Source organism: Streptomyces sp. NBC_01351, from assembly GCF_036237315.1.
Classification (GTDB): Bacteria; Actinomycetota; Actinomycetes; order Streptomycetales; family Streptomycetaceae; genus Streptomyces.
On record NZ_CP108356.1, the window covers coordinates 3,955,840 to 3,971,558 of the forward strand.

The window sequence follows — 15,719 nt, forward strand, 5'->3', positions numbered from 1 at the left end:
CGCTGCCCTGATCACTCCGCGGCGGAGGCCGCCTTCGCGGTGAGGCCCTTGCCGTCGGGGGCGACGAGGGTGAGGGTGCGCTCCTGGACCTTCCAGGTGAGAGGGCCGCTGCCGAACAGGTCGGTCAGCGCCCGCTCCACCTCTCCCGCCGGGCCCTCGCAGGCCATCCGGGTAGAGGTGAGCGGTCCGAAGGTCAGGGTGGATCCGTCGACGGTGGCCTTGGCGCTGAAGCGGTTGCAGCCGAGGCTGCCGGCCACGGTGTCCCCGTCGATCGCGAACCGGGCCTTGCCGGTCGCCTCGGCGGGCAGGGAGGCCGCGGTGTCGCCGTTGATCGTGGAGTCGACGGTCCAGTGGGTGGCGGTGAGCGGGGCGTCCGCCGCCGGGGGCTTCGGGGTCATGGCGATGGTGCTCCCGTCGACGGTCTTCAGGGTGAGCCGGTCGGGGCCCCGGTCGATGGTCAACCGGCCCCTGAACAGCTGGGAGAAGGCCGTCTCGAAGTCCATGTGCTCGCAGGCCATGTTGGTCGAGACGCCCGGCGAGACGGTCAGGGCGGAGGTTCCCTCCTGCACGAGCTCCGCCGTGAAGCCGTTGCAGCCGTAGTTGCCCGTGGCCTCCTCGTGCCCGATCTCGACACGGGCGGCCTCGGGCGCGTGCAGGGTCTTGCCGCCGGTGGTCAGCGACTCGACGGCCCAGGACCCCGTGACTGCGGGGAGCGGGCCGCCCCCGCTGGTCTCGGTGGTACCGCAGGCGGTGGCGGCGAGCGCGAGGGCCGCGAGCGCGGCGGTGGCGTGGACGTACCGGAATCTACGCATGCCCCTGGGACGGGCCGGGCGCCGGAGCGGTTCCACCCGCCCCGCCCCTCAGCCCCTCGGCCCTCAGCTCATCAGCGGCAGCAGTGCGGAGAGGTCGGCCCGCTCGCCGCCGGCGCGGACCTGCGCCGCGTCCAGGGCCTCGGCCCATCCCGTACGGCCCGTCGCGAGCCGGAGCCAGGTCAGCGGGTCGGTCTCCACCACGTTCGGCGGGGTGCCGCGGGTGTGGCGGGGGCCCTCGATGCACTGCACCACCGCGAAGGGCGGCACGCGTACCTCGACCGAGCCGCCCGGCGCCTTGAGCGCGAGGGCGTCGGCGAGCAGCCGGGTGCAGGCGGCGAGGGCCTGCCGCTCGATCGGGATGTCCAGGCCGGTGGCCCGGTTCAGGTCGTCGGTGTGCACCACCAGCTCGACGGTCCGGGTGACCAGGAAGTCGGCCAGGGTCATGTCGCCGATCCACAGGTCGAGCACGCGGTCGCCCGGGCTCTCGGCGAGGGCCCGCGCCATGCGGACGGAGGCCGTGGCGAACAGCTCGGGGAGCGGGGCGCCGGCGAGTGTCTCCCGGGCGGCCTCGGAGATCTTCCCGGCGAGGGAGGCGGTGGCGAAGGGCCACTCCACGGCCGTGAGCTCCGCGACGGCGGCGGGCGGCCGGGCGAGGCCGCCGGCCAGCGAGTCGGCGATCCAGGCGACGTGGGCGGCGAGTTCGGCGACGCTCCACTCCCCGACCCCGCTGGGCCGGGCCAGCTGCTCGGTCCCCAACTCCCCCACGGCGACGGCGACATGCCCGAACTGCGCGGTGACGGCCGCGCGGATCTTGTCGGGGTCGTAGCTACGCGGCTTCTTCCTGGCGGGCGGCATGCCCCGACCCTACTCGGGCGCGGGCAGCACGAGACCGGTGCATTCGCGCCGCGCCGCCGTCTCGGTGGCGTAGGCCTTGAAGACCTCGTCGAGGCGGGGGCCGAGTACCCCGTCGTACTGGAAGGCCACGGTCATGCCGAGAACGGCGGGGCGTCCCTGGCAGGTGGCCGAGGCGTACAGGAGCCGGTAGTGCCGTCCCGCCTGGCCGGCGGCGATCGCGGTGGGCTTCTTGCCGCCGGATTCCACCTTGGTCCCGGCCGCGTCGTCGCCGAAGTACGAGAAGGTCTGCACCCACCAGGGGTTGGTCCAGCGGTCGCTGGGCCCCCCGGCCTTCACACCGTCCGCGAGGAGCTGGGCGTAGATGCCCTCACGGGTGTCCGTGTCCAGCGCCAGCACGCAGGACTCGCTCCCGCTGCGTTCCGACACCGGCACGCCGAGTGCCTTGTCGGGCAGCCGCTCCCGGTCCTGGCGGCCGCGCAGGAAGGCGGCGTACCAGGCGCAGCTGCCGCTCGCCTGCTCTGCGGGGCCGAGGGTGCGCCCCTGCGCGGGCAGGGCGGTGGGCAGTTCGGGGGGTGTGACGGCGCAGCCGGCGCGCTCCGCGGCCTTGACCGCCGCCGCTCGGGCCATCGAGGCGAGGGCCTTGCGTTCCTTGTCGGTCGGGTCGCCGTATTCGGCCGTCGCGGAGGCGCGGAAGGAGGTCGTGCCCGCCACGGCCTGCGCACAGCCGACCGTCACCGAGACGGTCCGGGCGGAGTAGGCACCCGTACTGCCGTCGCCGAGCGGGGCGGGCAGCGGATCGCTCGCCTGGTCGGTGACGTCCTCGCCGGCGCTTCGGTGACCATACGGGTCGAAGGGCCTGTCATCGGTGTCGAGCACGTGCAGGCCCGGCTGGGGCAGCGCGTGCACCCTCAGGCCGAAGTGCGTGGTCCACCGGGTCTTGCCCTTCTCCTCGTACGAGGAGAGCAGGACGCACTCGTCCGGGAGTTCCTCCAGGTCCAGCTTCTTGCGGTCCTTGACCTCGCTCGGCACCAGCCGGTCCCGGCCCCCGTCCAACCACATCACCGCGTCGGGTTCGAGCAGATCCGCACAGGCCTCGCGGATCGCGGTACGGCTCTCCCCGCGGTGCTGCCAGGACTCATAGGAGCCGTACAGGGCCCAGCCGCCAAAGGCGATGCCGCCGACACCGGCGATACACAGCAGCAAATTGGCCGCATTGCGCCATCGGCCCCGGTCCGGAAGCGGGCCGCCACCGGAAGGCCCCATCGGTTCGAACATCCCCAACCCCATTCCTGCTACTGGCTTGCAACCGCGACGAGGCGACCGACGCTACCAACCGGCCCCGGAAACGCCGAGCCCCCGTCCGGAAGAACCGGACGGGGGCTCGGGCAAGGGCTGGGATCAGGCCAGCAGGGCCGGGATCGTCGCCTCGTGGGCCTCGCGGAGCTCGGCCAGCGGGAGGGTGAACTCGCCCTGGATCTCGATCTCCTCGCCGTCCACCACGCCGATGCGCGCGGCCGGCAGGCCCCGCGCACCGCACATGTCGGTGAAGCGGAGCTCCTCGCTGCGCGGGACCGACACGATGGCGCGGCCCGCGGACTCGGAGAAGAGGAACGTGAACGCGTCCAGGCCCTCGGGGACCACCACGCGCGCGCCGTTGCCGCCGCGCAGGCAGGACTCGGTGAGCGCCTGGATGACGCCGCCGTCCGACAGGTCGTGCGCGGCGTCGATCATGCCGTCGCGCGAGGCGGAGATCAGGATCTCGCCGAGCAGCTTCTCGCGGCCCAGGTCCACCTTCGGCGGCATGCCGCCCAGGTGGTCGTGGACGACCTGGGACCAGGCCGAGCCGCCGAACTCCTCGGACGTGTCGCCCAGCAGGTACAGCAGCTGGCCGGTCTCCGAGAACGCCATCGGCGTACGGCGGTTGACGTCGTCGATCACGCCGAGGACCGCCACGACCGGGGTCGGGTGGATGGCGACGTCACCGGTCTGGTTGTAGAGCGAGACGTTGCCGCCGGTCACCGGGGTGCCCAGCTCCAGGCAGCCGTCCGCCAGCCCGCGGCAGGCCTCCGCGAACTGCCACATGACGTCCGGGTCCTCCGGGGAGCCGAAGTTCAGGCAGTCGGAGATCGCGAGCGGCTTGGCGCCGGTCGCGGCCACGTTGCGGTAGGACTCGGCCAGCGCCAGCTGCGCGCCCGTGTACGGGTCGAGCTTGGCGAAGCGGCCGTTGCCGTCGGTGGCCATGGCCACGCCGAGGTTGGACTCCTCGTCGATGCGGATCATGCCCGCGTCCTCGGGCTGCGAGAGCACGGTGTTGCCCTGCACGAACCGGTCGTACTGGTCGGTGACCCAGGACTTGGAGGCCTGGTTCGGGGAGGAGACCAGGGCCAGGACCTGCGCGCGCAGCTCCTCGGAGGTCTGCGGCCGCGGCAGCTTGCCCGCGTCGTCCGCCTGGAGCGCGTCCTGCCAGGAGGGGCGCGCGTACGGGCGGTGGTAGGTCGGGCCCTCGTGGGCGACGGTGCCCGGGGGCACGTCCACGATGAGCTCGCCGTGCCAGTAGATCTCCAGCTGCTCGCCGTCGGTCACCTCACCGATGACGGTGGCGATGACGTCCCACTTCTCGCAGATCTCCATGAAGCGGTCGACGTACTGCGGCTCGACGATCGCGCACATGCGCTCCTGCGACTCGCTCATGAGGATTTCCTCGGGCGAGAGCGTCGCGTCGCGCAGCGGGACGGTGTCCAGCTCGACCCGCATGCCGCCGGTGCCGGCGGAGGCGAGCTCGGAGGTCGCGCAGGAGAGCCCGGCGCCGCCGAGGTCCTGGATGCCCGCGACCAGCTTCTCCTTGAAGATCTCCAGGGTGCACTCGATGAGGAGCTTCTCCTGGAAGGGGTCGCCGACCTGCACCGCGGGGCGCTTGGTGGGCTTGGTGTCGTCGAAGGTCTCGGACGCGAGGACCGAGACCCCGCCGATGCCGTCGCCGCCGGTGCGGGCACCGTAGAGGATGACCTTGTTGCCGGGGCCGGAGGCCTTGGCGAGGTGGATGTCCTCGTGCTTCATCACGCCGATGCAGCCGGCGTTGACGAGCGGGTTGCCCTGGTAGCACTCGTCGAAGACGACCTCGCCGCCGATGTTGGGCAGGCCCAGGCAGTTGCCGTAGCCGCCGATGCCCGCGACGACGCCCGGCAGGACGCGCTTGGTGTCGGGGTGGTCGGCCGCGCCGAAGCGCAGCGGGTCCACGACCGCGACCGGGCGGGCGCCCATGGCGAGGATGTCGCGCACGATGCCGCCGATGCCGGTGGCCGCGCCCTGGTAGGGCTCGATGTACGACGGGTGGTTGTGCGACTCGACCTTGAAGGTGACCGCGTAGCCCTGGCCGACGTCGACGACGCCGGCGTTCTCGCCGATGCCGACGAGCATGGCGTCGGACTGGGGCTTCTTCTCGCTGAACTGCTTCAGGTGGACCTTGCTGCTCTTGTACGAGCAGTGCTCGGACCACATGACCGAGTACATGGCGAGCTCGGCGCCGGTGGGACGGCGGCCGAGGATCTCCCGGATCCGGGCGTACTCGTCCTCCTTGAGGCCGAGTTCCTTCCAGGGCTGGGAGGCGTCCGGGGTCTCGGTGGCGTTCTTGACGGTGTCGAGGCTCATGCGCTGACCAGCTTCTTCAGGACCGACGTGAAGAACGGGAGGCCGTCGGTGCGGCCCGTCCCGATGAGCGGCTCGACCGCGTGCTCGGGGTGGGGCATGAGGCCGACGACGTTGCCCGCGGCGTTGGTGATGCCGGCGATGTCGCGCAGCGACCCGTTCGGGTTACCGCATCCATCAGCGGCTTCGCCGCGGACGACGTAGCGGAAGGCGACGCGGCCTTCGGCCTCCAGCTCGTCGAGCGTGCGCTCGTCGGCGGTGTACCGGCCGTCCATGTTCTTGAGCGGTACGGAGATCTCCTGGCCGGCGGTGTAGTCGCCGGTCCACGCGGTCTCCGCGTTCTCCACCCGCAGCTTCTGGTCGCGGCAGATGAAGTGGAGGTGGTTGTTGCGGAGCATCGCCCCCGGCAGCAGGTGGGCCTCGGTGAGGACCTGGAAGCCGTTGCAGATGCCGAGGACGGGCATGCCGCCCTTGGCCTGCTCGATGATGGTCTCCATCACCGGCGAGAAGCGGGAGATGGCTCCGGCGCGCAGGTAGTCCCCGTAGGAGAAGCCGCCCGCGAGGACGACCGCGTCGACCTGGTGCAGGTCCTTGTCGCGGTGCCATAGCGAGACCGGCTCGGCCCCCGCGAGGCGGACGGCGCGCAGCGAGTCACGGTCGTCGAGCGTTCCGGGGAACGTGACGACACCGATGCGAGTGGTCACCGTCAGGCCTCGACCTTCACGGTGAAGTCTTCGATGACGGTGTTGGCGAGGAACGTTTCGGCCATCTTGTGGATGCGGTCGAGGGCGGCCTGGTCGACCGGTCCCTCCACCTCCAGTTCGAAGCGCTTCCCCTGGCGGACGTCGGCGATCCCATCGAAGCCCAGGCGCGGCAGTGCACGCTGCACCGCCTGGCCCTGGGGGTCGAGGATCTCCGGCTTGAGCATGACGTCGACTACGACGCGTGCCACTGGCACTCCCGTGTTGTGGTTGGTGCGAAGGCGGTTCCATCAGCGTACCCGGCCGAAATTTCTACGCGGGTAGATATCCGGAGGGAGTGATCACCGACCCGTTTCGGCTTCACCAACGCTTCGCAAAATCCGCCGGAAAAACACGTGCCCGGCATTGCGGCGGGACACGCGGAGAGAATTAACTGGGCTTCGCAATGCAATGAGAATCGGGGTACAAAGGAATCACCCAAGATTTCGCTTCAAAGATGCATTGCCCCGAAACATCCACACAGGCGACATCGCCGCACGTCAGCGCGTGGCGGCGTCGCACCGAAGGGACCGATATCCGTGGCGCAGCGCGTAGTGGTCACGCTCTCCGATGACATCGACGGCGGAGAAGCGGCGGAGACGGTCGTGTTCGCCCTGGACGGAAAGTCCTACGAGATCGACCTCAATGCGGCGAACGCAAAGAAACTGCGGAAGGGCCTGGCCCCCTTCGTGGCCGCCGGCCGCCGTCAGTCACGCTCGGGGAAGGTGTTCAAGCACACGTCCGTCGCCCCCGACCCGGCGGTCGTCCGGGCCTGGGCTCGGTCCCACCAGTTCGAGGTGCCGCCCCGCGGCCGCATCCCCAAGAAGATCTACGAGGCCTACAACGCCGCCCACTGAGAGCCGATTTGCCATCCACCCCCATGGTTCGGCTAGAGTCTGGATCACGCCAAGGGGCCGGGCCGGAAGGTCAGCCCCCAAGGTCGTGCGGGTGTAGTTCAGTAGCAGAACATCCCTCTTCCAGGGGGAAGGCGCAGTGTGCGATTCCTGTCACCCGCTCTGTATCGCTTTCCGACCACCTCGGTGGATCGGGTAGAGTGATGCACGTACTGCCCCAGCAGTGCACTGCTTGCGGACGTAGCTCAGTTGGTAGAGCACCACCTTGCCAAGGTGGATGTCGCGCGTTCGAGTCGCGTCGTCCGCTCTGTATGAAGAAGGCCCCGATCATTGCGATCGGGGCCTTCTTCATATTCCCTCGCGCGTGACGGCGGCCGGGGCGCCTGACAAATGTCATCCCGGGTCATGACAGCGCGCACTGCCGACCCGGCGCGGGCGCCGCGAGGCTTGAGTCATGACTGACACCGTGATCGACGCCCAAGGCCTGCGCCGCGGCTACGCCGGAGGATTCGAGGCCGTACGAGGCGTCTCCTTCTCCGTGGCCCGCGGCGAGATCTTCGCGCTGCTCGGCACCAACGGCGCCGGCAAGACCTCCACCGTCGAACTGCTGGAGGGGCTGGCCGCGCCGAGCGGCGGGCAGGTCCGCGTCTTCGGGCTCGACCCGTACACGCGGCGGGCCCAGGTCCGCCCGCGCACCGGGGTCATGCTCCAGGAGGGCGGTTTCCCCTCAGACCTCACGGTCGCCGAGACCCTGCGGATGTGGGGCGGGGTCACCAGCAGCGCCCGCCCCGCGGCGGAGGTGCTGGAGCTGGTCGGGCTGGCCGCGCGGTCCTCCGTACGGGTCAAGCAGCTGTCCGGGGGCGAGCGGCGGCGGCTGGACCTGGGGACGGCCCTGCTGGGGCGGCCCGAGGTGCTGTTCCTGGACGAGCCGACCACCGGAATGGACCCGGAAGGGCGCCGGGACACCTGGGCGTTGGTACGGGACCTCCGCGCGCAGGGCACCACGGTGCTGCTGACCACGCACTACCTGGAGGAGGCCGAGGAGCTCGCGGACCGGCTGGCGATCCTGCACGAGGGGGAGATCGTCGTGTCGGGCCGCCCGGCCGAGGTGACCGCGACCCGGCCGTCCCGGATCCGCTTCACGCTGCCGGACGGAGTGGCGGCGGGCCGGATCCCGCCGGCGCTGCGCGCGGCGGCCGACGGGCCGCGCGTGGAGATCCGTACTCACCGGCTCCAGGCGGACCTCGCCGAACTGCTGGGCTGGGCCGGGGAATCCGGAGTCGAGCTGGCCGGGCTCGACGCCCGGTCCGCCTCCCTGGAGGAGGCCTTCCTGGAGATCGCGCAGAACCGACGTGAGAAGGCGGGAGCCCGATGAACACGCACAGCCTGCACCTGAACCCGCAGCCCGCCAAGGCCCCGGGCCCGCGCGTCAACCCCCGGCGGCTCCTCGCCCTCGGCCGCAGCGAACTCACCCTGCTCGTACGCAACCGGGCCACGCTGAGCATGGCCCTGCTGATGCCGCTGGTGATGGTCTTCATCCTGCGGTCCTCCCTGACCGGCCTCGACGGGGCTGCGGCCCTCGGCGAAGCCACGCTCACCGGCGGCATCGGCATGGTGCTGACCCTCGTCGTGTACATGAGCCTGGTCTCGGCCTACGTGGCACGGCGCGAGGAGCTCGTGCTCAAGCGGCTGCGTACCGGCGAGGCGAACGATCCGGAGATCCTGGCCGGAACCGCGCTGCCCGCCGCCGTGCTGGCGCTCGGCCAGATCCTCGTCCTCGCGGTGGCCGGGGCGGTCGCCCTGGACGTGCGGATGCCGCGCAATCCCCTGGTGCTCGCGGCGGCCGTCCTCGCGGGGATCGTGATCCTGGCCGGGATGGCGGCGCTGACCAGCTCCTTCACCCGCACCGTGGAGAGCGCCGGCCTCACCACGCTGCCGCTGTTCCTGCTGACCGGGCTCGGCTCGGGGCTGTTCGTGCCGGTGGACTCGCTGCCGGACTCCGTGGCCTCGGTGTGCGAACTGCTGCCGCTGAGCGGGGTGATGGAACTGGTACGGGCCGGCTGGAGCGGCGGCGCGGCCGGCGGGGAGCTGCTGGGGAGCGCGGGCGGCGCGCTGGCCTGGATCATGATCACCGTGTTTGCTGTTCAGCGGTGGTTCCGCTGGGAACCTCGGCGCTAGAGCGAGTTGGGGGACCGGAACCGTGTCGAAGCTGACGGGGTGGTGGAAGAACCGCAGCAGTGCGGGGAAGGTCGAGCTGTACACGCGGTGGTCGTTCCACCTCTTCGTGCTCATCGAGATCACGTCGTTCGGACTGGCCCCCGTGGCCTCCGCCGCCGAGAACTCCTCCGCCCTGGTGGTGCCCCTCTCGCTCTTCCTGATGCTGTGCGCCCACGCGGTGCTGTGCGGGGTGCTCTCCTCCAAGGCGCTGGGCTGGGTGACGGGGCGGCGCGAACGCCCGACCCGGCTGGCGGTGGCCACCGCCGCGTTGACGGCCGCGGCCGCCCTGGGGGTGCTCGCTCTGAAGGCGACCGGGAAGATCGACGAGCCGGCGGTGGCGCCGACGCTGGTGGCGGGGCTGACCTGCTTCACCGCGGGATCGCTGGTGCTGTGCATGCGGTCGGTGCGGACCATGTGGTACGTCGCCCCGGCCACGGCGGCCGCGATCGGAGTGGCCGTGCTCGCGCTGGGCATGCCGGCCGGATACGCGCTGGGGTACTCCGTCGGGGTACTCGTCGGCTGCCTGTTCTTCAGCGCCACCTGCGGGTTCTCGGCGTGGCTGCTCAGGACGGTCTACGAGCTCGACCACGCCCGCGAGGACCAGGCGCGGCTCGCGGTGGCCGAGGAGCGGCTGCGGTTCGGACGGGACCTGCACGACGTGATGGGCCGGAACCTGGCGGTGATCGCGCTCAAGAGCGAGCTGGCGGTGCAACTGGCCCGGCGCGAACGGCCCGAGGCCGTGGACCAGATGATCGAGGTGCAGCGGATCGCGCGGGAATCGCAGCGCGAGGTCCGGGACGTCGTACGCGGCTACCGCGAGGCGGACCTCGCCGTGGAGCTGGAGGGCGCCCGCGGGGTGCTGGCCGCGGCCGGGATGGACTGCAGGGTCGACTTCGAGGCGGCCCGGCCGCTGCCGGCCGAGGTGCAGTCCGCGCTCGGCTGGGTGGTGCGGGAGGCGACGACGAACGTACTGCGGCACGGGGACGCGAAGAACTGCCTGATCCGGCTCACCGCGCCCGTAGGGGGCTCCGTGACGCTGCTGGTGGAGAACGACGGGGCTCCCGAGGTGCCCGCGGGGCTGCCGGGATGGGGGCTGGCCGGGCTGCGCGAGCGGCTCGCGGTACTGGACGGAACCCTGCAGGCGGGGCTGGTGGACGGCGGCCGGTTCCGGCTGCACGCCGAGATCCCCGCCCCGCGGACCGAACGACTGGAGGTGCGGGCGTGAGCCCCGTACGTGTACTGCTCGCCGACGACGAGCACCTGATCCGCGGCGCCCTGGCGGCGCTGCTCTCGCTGGAGGACGACCTGCTGGTCGTCGCCGAGGCGGCCTCGGGGCCCGAGGCCCTCGCCATGGCGCGGGCGCACCGGCCCGACGTGGCGGTGCTCGACCTGCAGATGCCCGGGGCGGACGGTGTGAGTGTCGCCACAACCCTGCGGGCCGAGATCCCCGAGTGCAAGGTCATGATCGTGACCAGTCACGGCCGTCCGGGCCACCTGAAGCGGGCCCTCGCGGCGGGGGTGCGGGCCTTCACTCCGAAGACCGTTTCGGCGCAGCGGCTGGCGGAGCTGATCCGGACCGTGCACGCCGGAGGGCGTTACGTGGACCCGGAGTTGGCGGCCGACGCGATCAGTGCGGGCGACTCTCCGCTGACCGCTCGGGAGGCGGAGGTGCTGGAGTTCGCGGCGGACGGGGCGCCGATCGCGGAGATCGCGGAGCGGGCCTCGCTGTCCCAGGGGACCGTGCGGAACTACCTGTCCTCGGCGGCGACGAAACTGGGCGCCGAAAACCGACACACGGCGGTGCGTCTCGCTCGCGCGCGAGGTTGGGTATAGTTGCTCTCGCGCTACGGCGCAGTGCGGACATAGCTCAGTTGGTAGAGCACCACCTTGCCAAGGTGGATGTCGCGCGTTCGAGTCGCGTTGTCCGCTCAGAACGAAGAAGGCCCCGATCACCGATCGGGGCCTTCTTCGTTTCTCAGGACCAGGTCTGGCCGGTGAGGCGCTCGTACGCCTCGATGTACTTGGCGCGGGTCTGCGCGACGACCTGCGTCGGGAGGGCCGGCGGCGGCACCTCGCTCTTCGGGTCCCAGCCGGAGGCCGGGGAAGCCAGCCAGTCGCGGACGTACTGCTTGTCGAACGAGGGCTGCGTACGGCCCGGCTCCCACTGGTCGGCGGGCCAGAAGCGGGAGGAGTCCGGGGTCAGCACCTCGTCGGCGGCGACGAGGGTGCCGTCCTCGGGGTCGAAGCCGAACTCGAACTTGGTGTCGGCCAGGATGATCCCGCGCTCGCGGGCGACGTCCCGGGCCCGGCCGTAGACGGCGAGGGTGGCCTGGCGCAGCAGCGCGGCCGTCTCGGCGCCGGCGGTGCGCGCGACCTCCTCGTACGAGACGTTCTCGTCGTGCTCGCCGACCGCGGCCTTGGCGGCCGGGGTGAAGATCGGGGCGGGCAGCTCGGAGCCGTCGACGAGTCCCTCGGGGAGCGCGAGACCGCAGACCGTACGGGTCTCCTTGTACTCGGCGAGGCCGGAGCCGGTGAGGTAGCCGCGGGCCACGCACTCGACCGGGACCATGTTCAGGTTCTTGCAGATCAGGGTGCGGCCGGCCCAGTCGGCGGGGGCGCCGGCGGGGAGCTCGGTGGAGATGACGTGGTTCGGGACGATGTCCGCGAGCTGGTCGAACCACCACAGGGACAGCTGGGTGAGCACGCGGCCCTTGTCCGGGATCTCGGTCGGCAGCACCCAGTCGAAGGCGGACAGGCGGTCGCTGGCGACCATGACGAGATGGCCGTCCTCGTCGCGGTAGAGCTCGCGCACCTTCCCGGTGTGGAGGTGGACGAGGCCGGGCACCTGAACCGGCTCGGGCTTTTCGACGAATCCGGACACGGGGTCTCCCTGTGGTTCTGTACGAGCGCGGGACCATTCTGGCGTACCGGTGCCCGCGCTCCGGCCAGGGGGTGCCGCGGCCTCGCTGGTCAGTCCTGGTCAGTCCCTCTTGCAGATGCGGTCGAGGAGGTTGGCGGTGGCCCGCTGCACCCGCTCGTCGACGTGGCCGGGGCGGTCCAGGGCCGGGGACCAGGCGAAGGTGCCGGAGGCGAAGACCAGCGCGCCGCTGGGGGCCCGGTAGAGGGAGGTCTCCTGGTGGCGGCGGTGTCCCTCGGTGTCGAGGTACGGGGAGTGCGCGAGCAGGATCCGGTCCTGGTGCTCGGGGAGCTGCGTGCGCGGGAAGTAGCGGTCCGCCTCGCCGGCGACCAGGCCGGGCAGCTCGTCGTTCTCCCCGGCGCCGGTGGAGTCCCAGAGCCAGTGCGTGGCGTTGCGCACGATCAGGGGCGCGGGCTCGGGGACCCGCCCCGCGTACTGGATGCCGAGCAACTGCTGCTCCGGGCGGTCCACTTCGCGCCAGAGGCTGGGGCGGCCCGGGCCGCGGCGTTTTCGGCACGTGAGGAGCCGGTCGTCGACTCCCGAGGGGGACGGGCCGAGCTCGACCTGCCAGTACATGGTGTTGGCGGAGAGGAAGACCAGCGAGGTGCCGTTGTCGCGGGCGCGCTCGACGGTGCGGCGCATGGGGCCCGACCAGTACTCGTCGTGACCGGGGAAGACCAGGCCGCGGTAGCGGGTGGGGTCGACGCGGCCGGCGTGCAGGTCGCGGGTGTCGGCATAGGCGAGGTCGTAGCCGTAGCGCTCGGCCCAGCGGATGAAGTCGTAGGCGTGGCCGACGTGGAGGGGCAGGCCCGCGCCGGCGTAGGGGCGGTCGAAGGACACGGTGATGGCCGCGTCCTGCTCGCCGAGGAGGCGGCCCTCCTCGTCCCAGGCGTGGTAGAGGCTGGCGCCGGTGCGGCCGTCCTCCGGGTAGAGGTTGTAGGCCTGCCAGGTGATGTCCGGGAGCAGGAGGAGCAGGTCGGCGGGGTGGTCGTCGCGGACCGTGAAGGGGATGTGTGAGCGGTAGCCGTCGGCGGTGGTGAGGACGGCCACGTACGCGCCGACGCTCCAGTAGGACGGGACCTGGAGGCGCCAGGACATCCACCAGTGGTGGCAGGAGACGGTCCGGTCGGCGGTGAGGGGCGCCGGCTGGACGATGCCGGAGAGCCGGGGGCTGGTGGTGATCTTGGAGGCGCCGTCTCCGCCGTAGTGGCCGATCCGGTAGACGTCGACCGAGAACTGCTGGGGCGGATCGACGGTGATGTGGAAGTCGATGGCCTCTCCGGGGGTCACGGCGCCGGTGGAGGTGAAGCCCTTGATCTGGCGGTGCACGTCGTCGGCGGTACGGGGGCCGCCGGTGCCTCGGGCGCGCGGGATCCGGCCGGTGTCGGTGCCGGCGCCGCTGCCTGCGGCGTTGACCGCCGCGGCGGCCGGGTCCACGTACCAGGGGACCACCTGGCCGGTGTCGTCGAAGTAGAGCTCGCTCCCCCGGAACCAGGGCAGGGGGCCCTGTCCGAAGGGGTCGGTCACCGCGTGCGCGAGCGCACCTGACTCCCAACGCCGGATCTGATCCGCACTCATGAACCGCTCCCCTCCCTCACTCCCCCGAACGGGCATGTATCAAGCCGGTCCCAGCACATCACATAACGCACTCAGTCCGTCACCGTTCGTCGCGAATTGACGTGACCGGAACATTCCAATCCGTTTGTGCGTGCGATCCGTAGCCCGATGGGGGAAGCGTCAGACGAGGCGGACGGGCTTCTCGGGGCGGACGCCGAGCTCCGCGAGCCAGTCCCGCAGGGGCTCCGGGTCCCCGTCCTCGACGAGGCACAGCACGAGCGGCGCCAGGTCGGAGCGGCGGGCGCCGCCGACGAGCAGCACCGGGCCGTCCAGCCAGTCGAGGCCGGGCGCGGCGCCCGCCGAGTCCACGGCGGCGCAGCACACCATCGCCGTGACGTGGTCGGCCAGCAGGTCCCGCCCGCTGCGGGGCGGCTGGAGCGGGAAGAGCGGTACGGAGTCCGCGCCGTGCGCCTTCGCGGCCGGGGGATGCGCGGCACCGGCGGCCCGCTCCTCGCGGGCCAGGTCCCCGCTGAGCCGGCCGGCCAGCGCCTCGCCGGCCGCACACTCGCCGCCGGGGTCCGTGAGGTAGCCGAGCACCCGGTCCAGCGTGGGCCCGGCGAACCCGTCGGCGGTGGCGGGCGGCTGGGAGCCGGTGTGCGTGACGGTGGTGGGGCCCGCGGCTCCGGGGGAGCTTGCCGGCAGACCCTCCGAGACGGCCAGGGCATCGAGCGCGGCATGCAGCCGGGCCGCCTCCGTGCGCCACTTGCGGTCCACGACCTCCTCCGGATAGGCCGCCCAGTCCACGGGGGACCAGTCGGGCCCGGCCTCGGCCGGACCGCCGTGGAAGAGCCGCGCGGCCAGCAGCGAGGCCGCCTCGTCGATGACGCCGGGGCGCTCCAGCAGATCGCAGGCGGGGCGCTCGCCGAGCCGCGAGGTGAACCCGTCGGCCAGCCGGTCGCGCCGGGACAGCTCGGTCAGCGCGGAGACCACTCCGGCGTCGAGGTGCGCCGGCCAGCGGCCCATCCGCCAGGCGGGCAGCGCGACCCGCGTCAGCAGCCGGTCCCAGCCCGCGTAGGCGAGGCCGACCTGCTCCTGCGCGACGATGCGCAGCCCGTAGTCCACACCCTGTGCACGGTCCGACGCGGCGGCGGCCACCCCGCGCTCCATCTCGGCGGCGTCCACCCGGCACAGCCGCAGCAGCAGCCGGGCCGGTGCGGCGATCCAGCCGAGGCCGCGCCGGTTGCCCACGTCCACCGCGGCGTCCAGGCCGCGGACGAAGCCGCGGGCGTCGGCTATGTCGGGGTGCGCGGAAGGTCCCGTGCCGGCGACGACCGGCGCGAGGACGGCCCGTAGCTCGGCGACCCGCATCCACCACAGGAACGGCGAGCCGATCACCAGCACGGGGGCGGCGCCCGGCTCGGTCTCCGGACCGGCAAGGCCGGCTGTGCCGGCAGATGTGCCTGCGGCTGTGCCGGCGGATGTGCGGGCCCGATCGCGGCGGTGGGCCGCGTGCGAGCGGTCCTCCAGCCAGCTGTCGCAGTCCGGGGTCAGGGCTATCGCGGAGGGTGCCGGAACGTCCATCCGGTCGGCCAGGTCCCGCACGAGCCGGTAGAGATCGGGCGCCGAGTCCTCCGAGAGCGGCACCGTGGGCGTCACTGCGGGGCTCGCCTTCAGCACCACCGCGGCGAAGGTCCCGCCGACGAGCAGCACCAGCGCGGCGACCGCGCAGACCACGAGGGTCACCACGGGCCAGGGGTCACCGGCCAGCCGGCCCGTCATCCGGGCACTCACCAGCACCACGGCGAGGGCAGCGGGCAGCAGCCCGAGGGCCAGGGCCCTGCTGCGCACACGCAGCACGCCCAGGGCGCGGGAACGTGCGGACGGCACGCCCACTTCCACGATCGAACCGGTTCCGGACACGGCCGGACCTCACCCCCTCTGCCCTGCGGCGGCGTTGCTCACTCCCCCACTGTGACACCCGCCACTGACATCGCAATGCCGGTGGGCCAAGTGCCGGAATGCTTGGAATCGCACCCTAGTTGGGGTGTGGCCGGGCGTCAGGCAGACCGGGTGAGATCACCCGATGGAATGGCTTTGGGTAAAGCTGGGTGCGTTCGAACGC

Annotated in this window: 14 protein-coding genes and 3 tRNA genes; 8 read left to right on the forward strand and 9 right to left on the reverse strand. The window is 72.0% G+C overall.

Annotation, left to right across the window (positions count from 1 at the left end; genetic code table 11):
- Positions 1–11: 11 nt before the first annotated feature.
- The 6 genes from OG625_RS18075 to purS form a co-directional block, all read right to left on the reverse strand.
- A complete protein-coding gene (locus OG625_RS18075; RefSeq protein WP_329381803.1) occupies positions 12–812 on the reverse strand; it encodes an META domain-containing protein in 801 nt (266 codons plus the stop codon).
- Between the two features lie 63 nt (positions 813–875).
- Entirely contained in the window at positions 876–1,667 is a 792-nt protein-coding gene (locus tag OG625_RS18080; protein ID WP_329381806.1) for a maleylpyruvate isomerase family mycothiol-dependent enzyme, read from the reverse strand.
- A 9-nt stretch (positions 1,668–1,676) separates the two neighbouring features.
- A complete protein-coding gene (locus OG625_RS18085) occupies positions 1,677–2,942 on the reverse strand; it encodes a hypothetical protein (RefSeq protein ID WP_329381809.1) in 1,266 nt (421 codons plus the stop codon).
- A gap of 123 nt (positions 2,943–3,065) precedes the next feature.
- Positions 3,066–5,315: a phosphoribosylformylglycinamidine synthase subunit PurL gene (gene purL, locus OG625_RS18090; RefSeq protein WP_329381812.1), complete on the reverse strand. Its 2,250-nt coding sequence runs from the start codon at positions 5,313–5,315 to the stop codon at positions 3,066–3,068.
- The gene (purQ, locus tag OG625_RS18095; RefSeq protein WP_329381815.1) at positions 5,312–6,016 is read right to left on the reverse strand and encodes a phosphoribosylformylglycinamidine synthase subunit PurQ; all 705 of its coding nucleotides are present in this window, start codon (positions 6,014–6,016) and stop codon (positions 5,312–5,314) included. The genes purL and purQ overlap by 4 nt, the downstream gene beginning before the upstream one ends.
- A 2-nt stretch (positions 6,017–6,018) precedes the next feature.
- Positions 6,019–6,264 carry a phosphoribosylformylglycinamidine synthase subunit PurS gene (gene purS / locus OG625_RS18100; protein ID WP_042801325.1) on the reverse strand — a complete coding sequence of 82 codons (246 nt, stop codon included), beginning with the start codon at positions 6,262–6,264 and terminating at the stop codon, positions 6,019–6,021.
- 327 nt (positions 6,265–6,591) lie between these two features.
- On the opposite strand from purS, the gene OG625_RS18105 reads away from it, so the two are divergent.
- From OG625_RS18105 to OG625_RS18140, 8 genes are all read left to right on the forward strand, one after another.
- Positions 6,592–6,909 carry a histone-like nucleoid-structuring protein Lsr2 gene (locus OG625_RS18105; protein WP_329381819.1) on the forward strand — a complete coding sequence of 106 codons (318 nt, stop codon included), beginning with the start codon at positions 6,592–6,594 and terminating at the stop codon, positions 6,907–6,909.
- 87 nt (positions 6,910–6,996) lie between these two features.
- Positions 6,997–7,068 (forward strand) — tRNA-Gly (locus OG625_RS18110).
- A gap of 72 nt (positions 7,069–7,140) precedes the next feature.
- Positions 7,141–7,213, forward strand: a tRNA-Gly gene (locus OG625_RS18115).
- 147 nt (positions 7,214–7,360) lie between these two features.
- On the forward strand, positions 7,361–8,281 hold the full coding sequence (locus OG625_RS18120; protein ID WP_329381822.1) for an ABC transporter ATP-binding protein: 921 nt from the start codon (positions 7,361–7,363) through the stop codon (positions 8,279–8,281).
- Complete coding sequence (locus OG625_RS18125) at positions 8,278–9,084, forward strand: ABC transporter permease (RefSeq protein WP_329381825.1); 807 nt, start codon at positions 8,278–8,280, stop codon at positions 9,082–9,084. The genes OG625_RS18120 and OG625_RS18125 overlap by 4 nt, the downstream gene beginning before the upstream one ends.
- Positions 9,085–9,106: 22 nt before the next feature.
- Positions 9,107–10,348: a sensor histidine kinase gene (locus tag OG625_RS18130; protein WP_329381828.1), complete on the forward strand. Its 1,242-nt coding sequence runs from the start codon at positions 9,107–9,109 to the stop codon at positions 10,346–10,348.
- Positions 10,345–10,956, forward strand: coding sequence for a response regulator transcription factor (locus tag OG625_RS18135; protein ID WP_329381831.1), 612 nt, complete (start codon positions 10,345–10,347; stop codon positions 10,954–10,956). Before OG625_RS18130 ends, OG625_RS18135 begins: the two co-directional genes overlap by 4 nt.
- 23 nt (positions 10,957–10,979) lie before the next feature.
- Positions 10,980–11,052: transfer RNA gene (locus tag OG625_RS18140), tRNA-Gly, on the forward strand.
- Positions 11,053–11,098: 46 nt separating this feature from the next.
- On the opposite strand, the gene OG625_RS18145 is transcribed toward OG625_RS18140, so the two are convergent.
- From OG625_RS18145 to OG625_RS18155, 3 genes are all read right to left on the reverse strand, one after another.
- Complete coding sequence (locus tag OG625_RS18145) at positions 11,099–12,004, reverse strand: phosphoribosylaminoimidazolesuccinocarboxamide synthase (RefSeq protein ID WP_329381834.1); 906 nt, start codon at positions 12,002–12,004, stop codon at positions 11,099–11,101.
- A 99-nt stretch (positions 12,005–12,103) separates the two neighbouring features.
- Entirely contained in the window at positions 12,104–13,618 is a 1,515-nt protein-coding gene (locus OG625_RS18150; RefSeq protein WP_329381837.1) for a N,N-dimethylformamidase beta subunit family domain-containing protein, read from the reverse strand.
- A 159-nt stretch (positions 13,619–13,777) separates the two neighbouring features.
- Positions 13,778–15,517 carry a hypothetical protein gene (locus OG625_RS18155; RefSeq protein ID WP_329381840.1) on the reverse strand — a complete coding sequence of 580 codons (1,740 nt, stop codon included), beginning with the start codon at positions 15,515–15,517 and terminating at the stop codon, positions 13,778–13,780.
- Between the last annotated feature and the right edge of the window lie 202 nt (positions 15,518–15,719).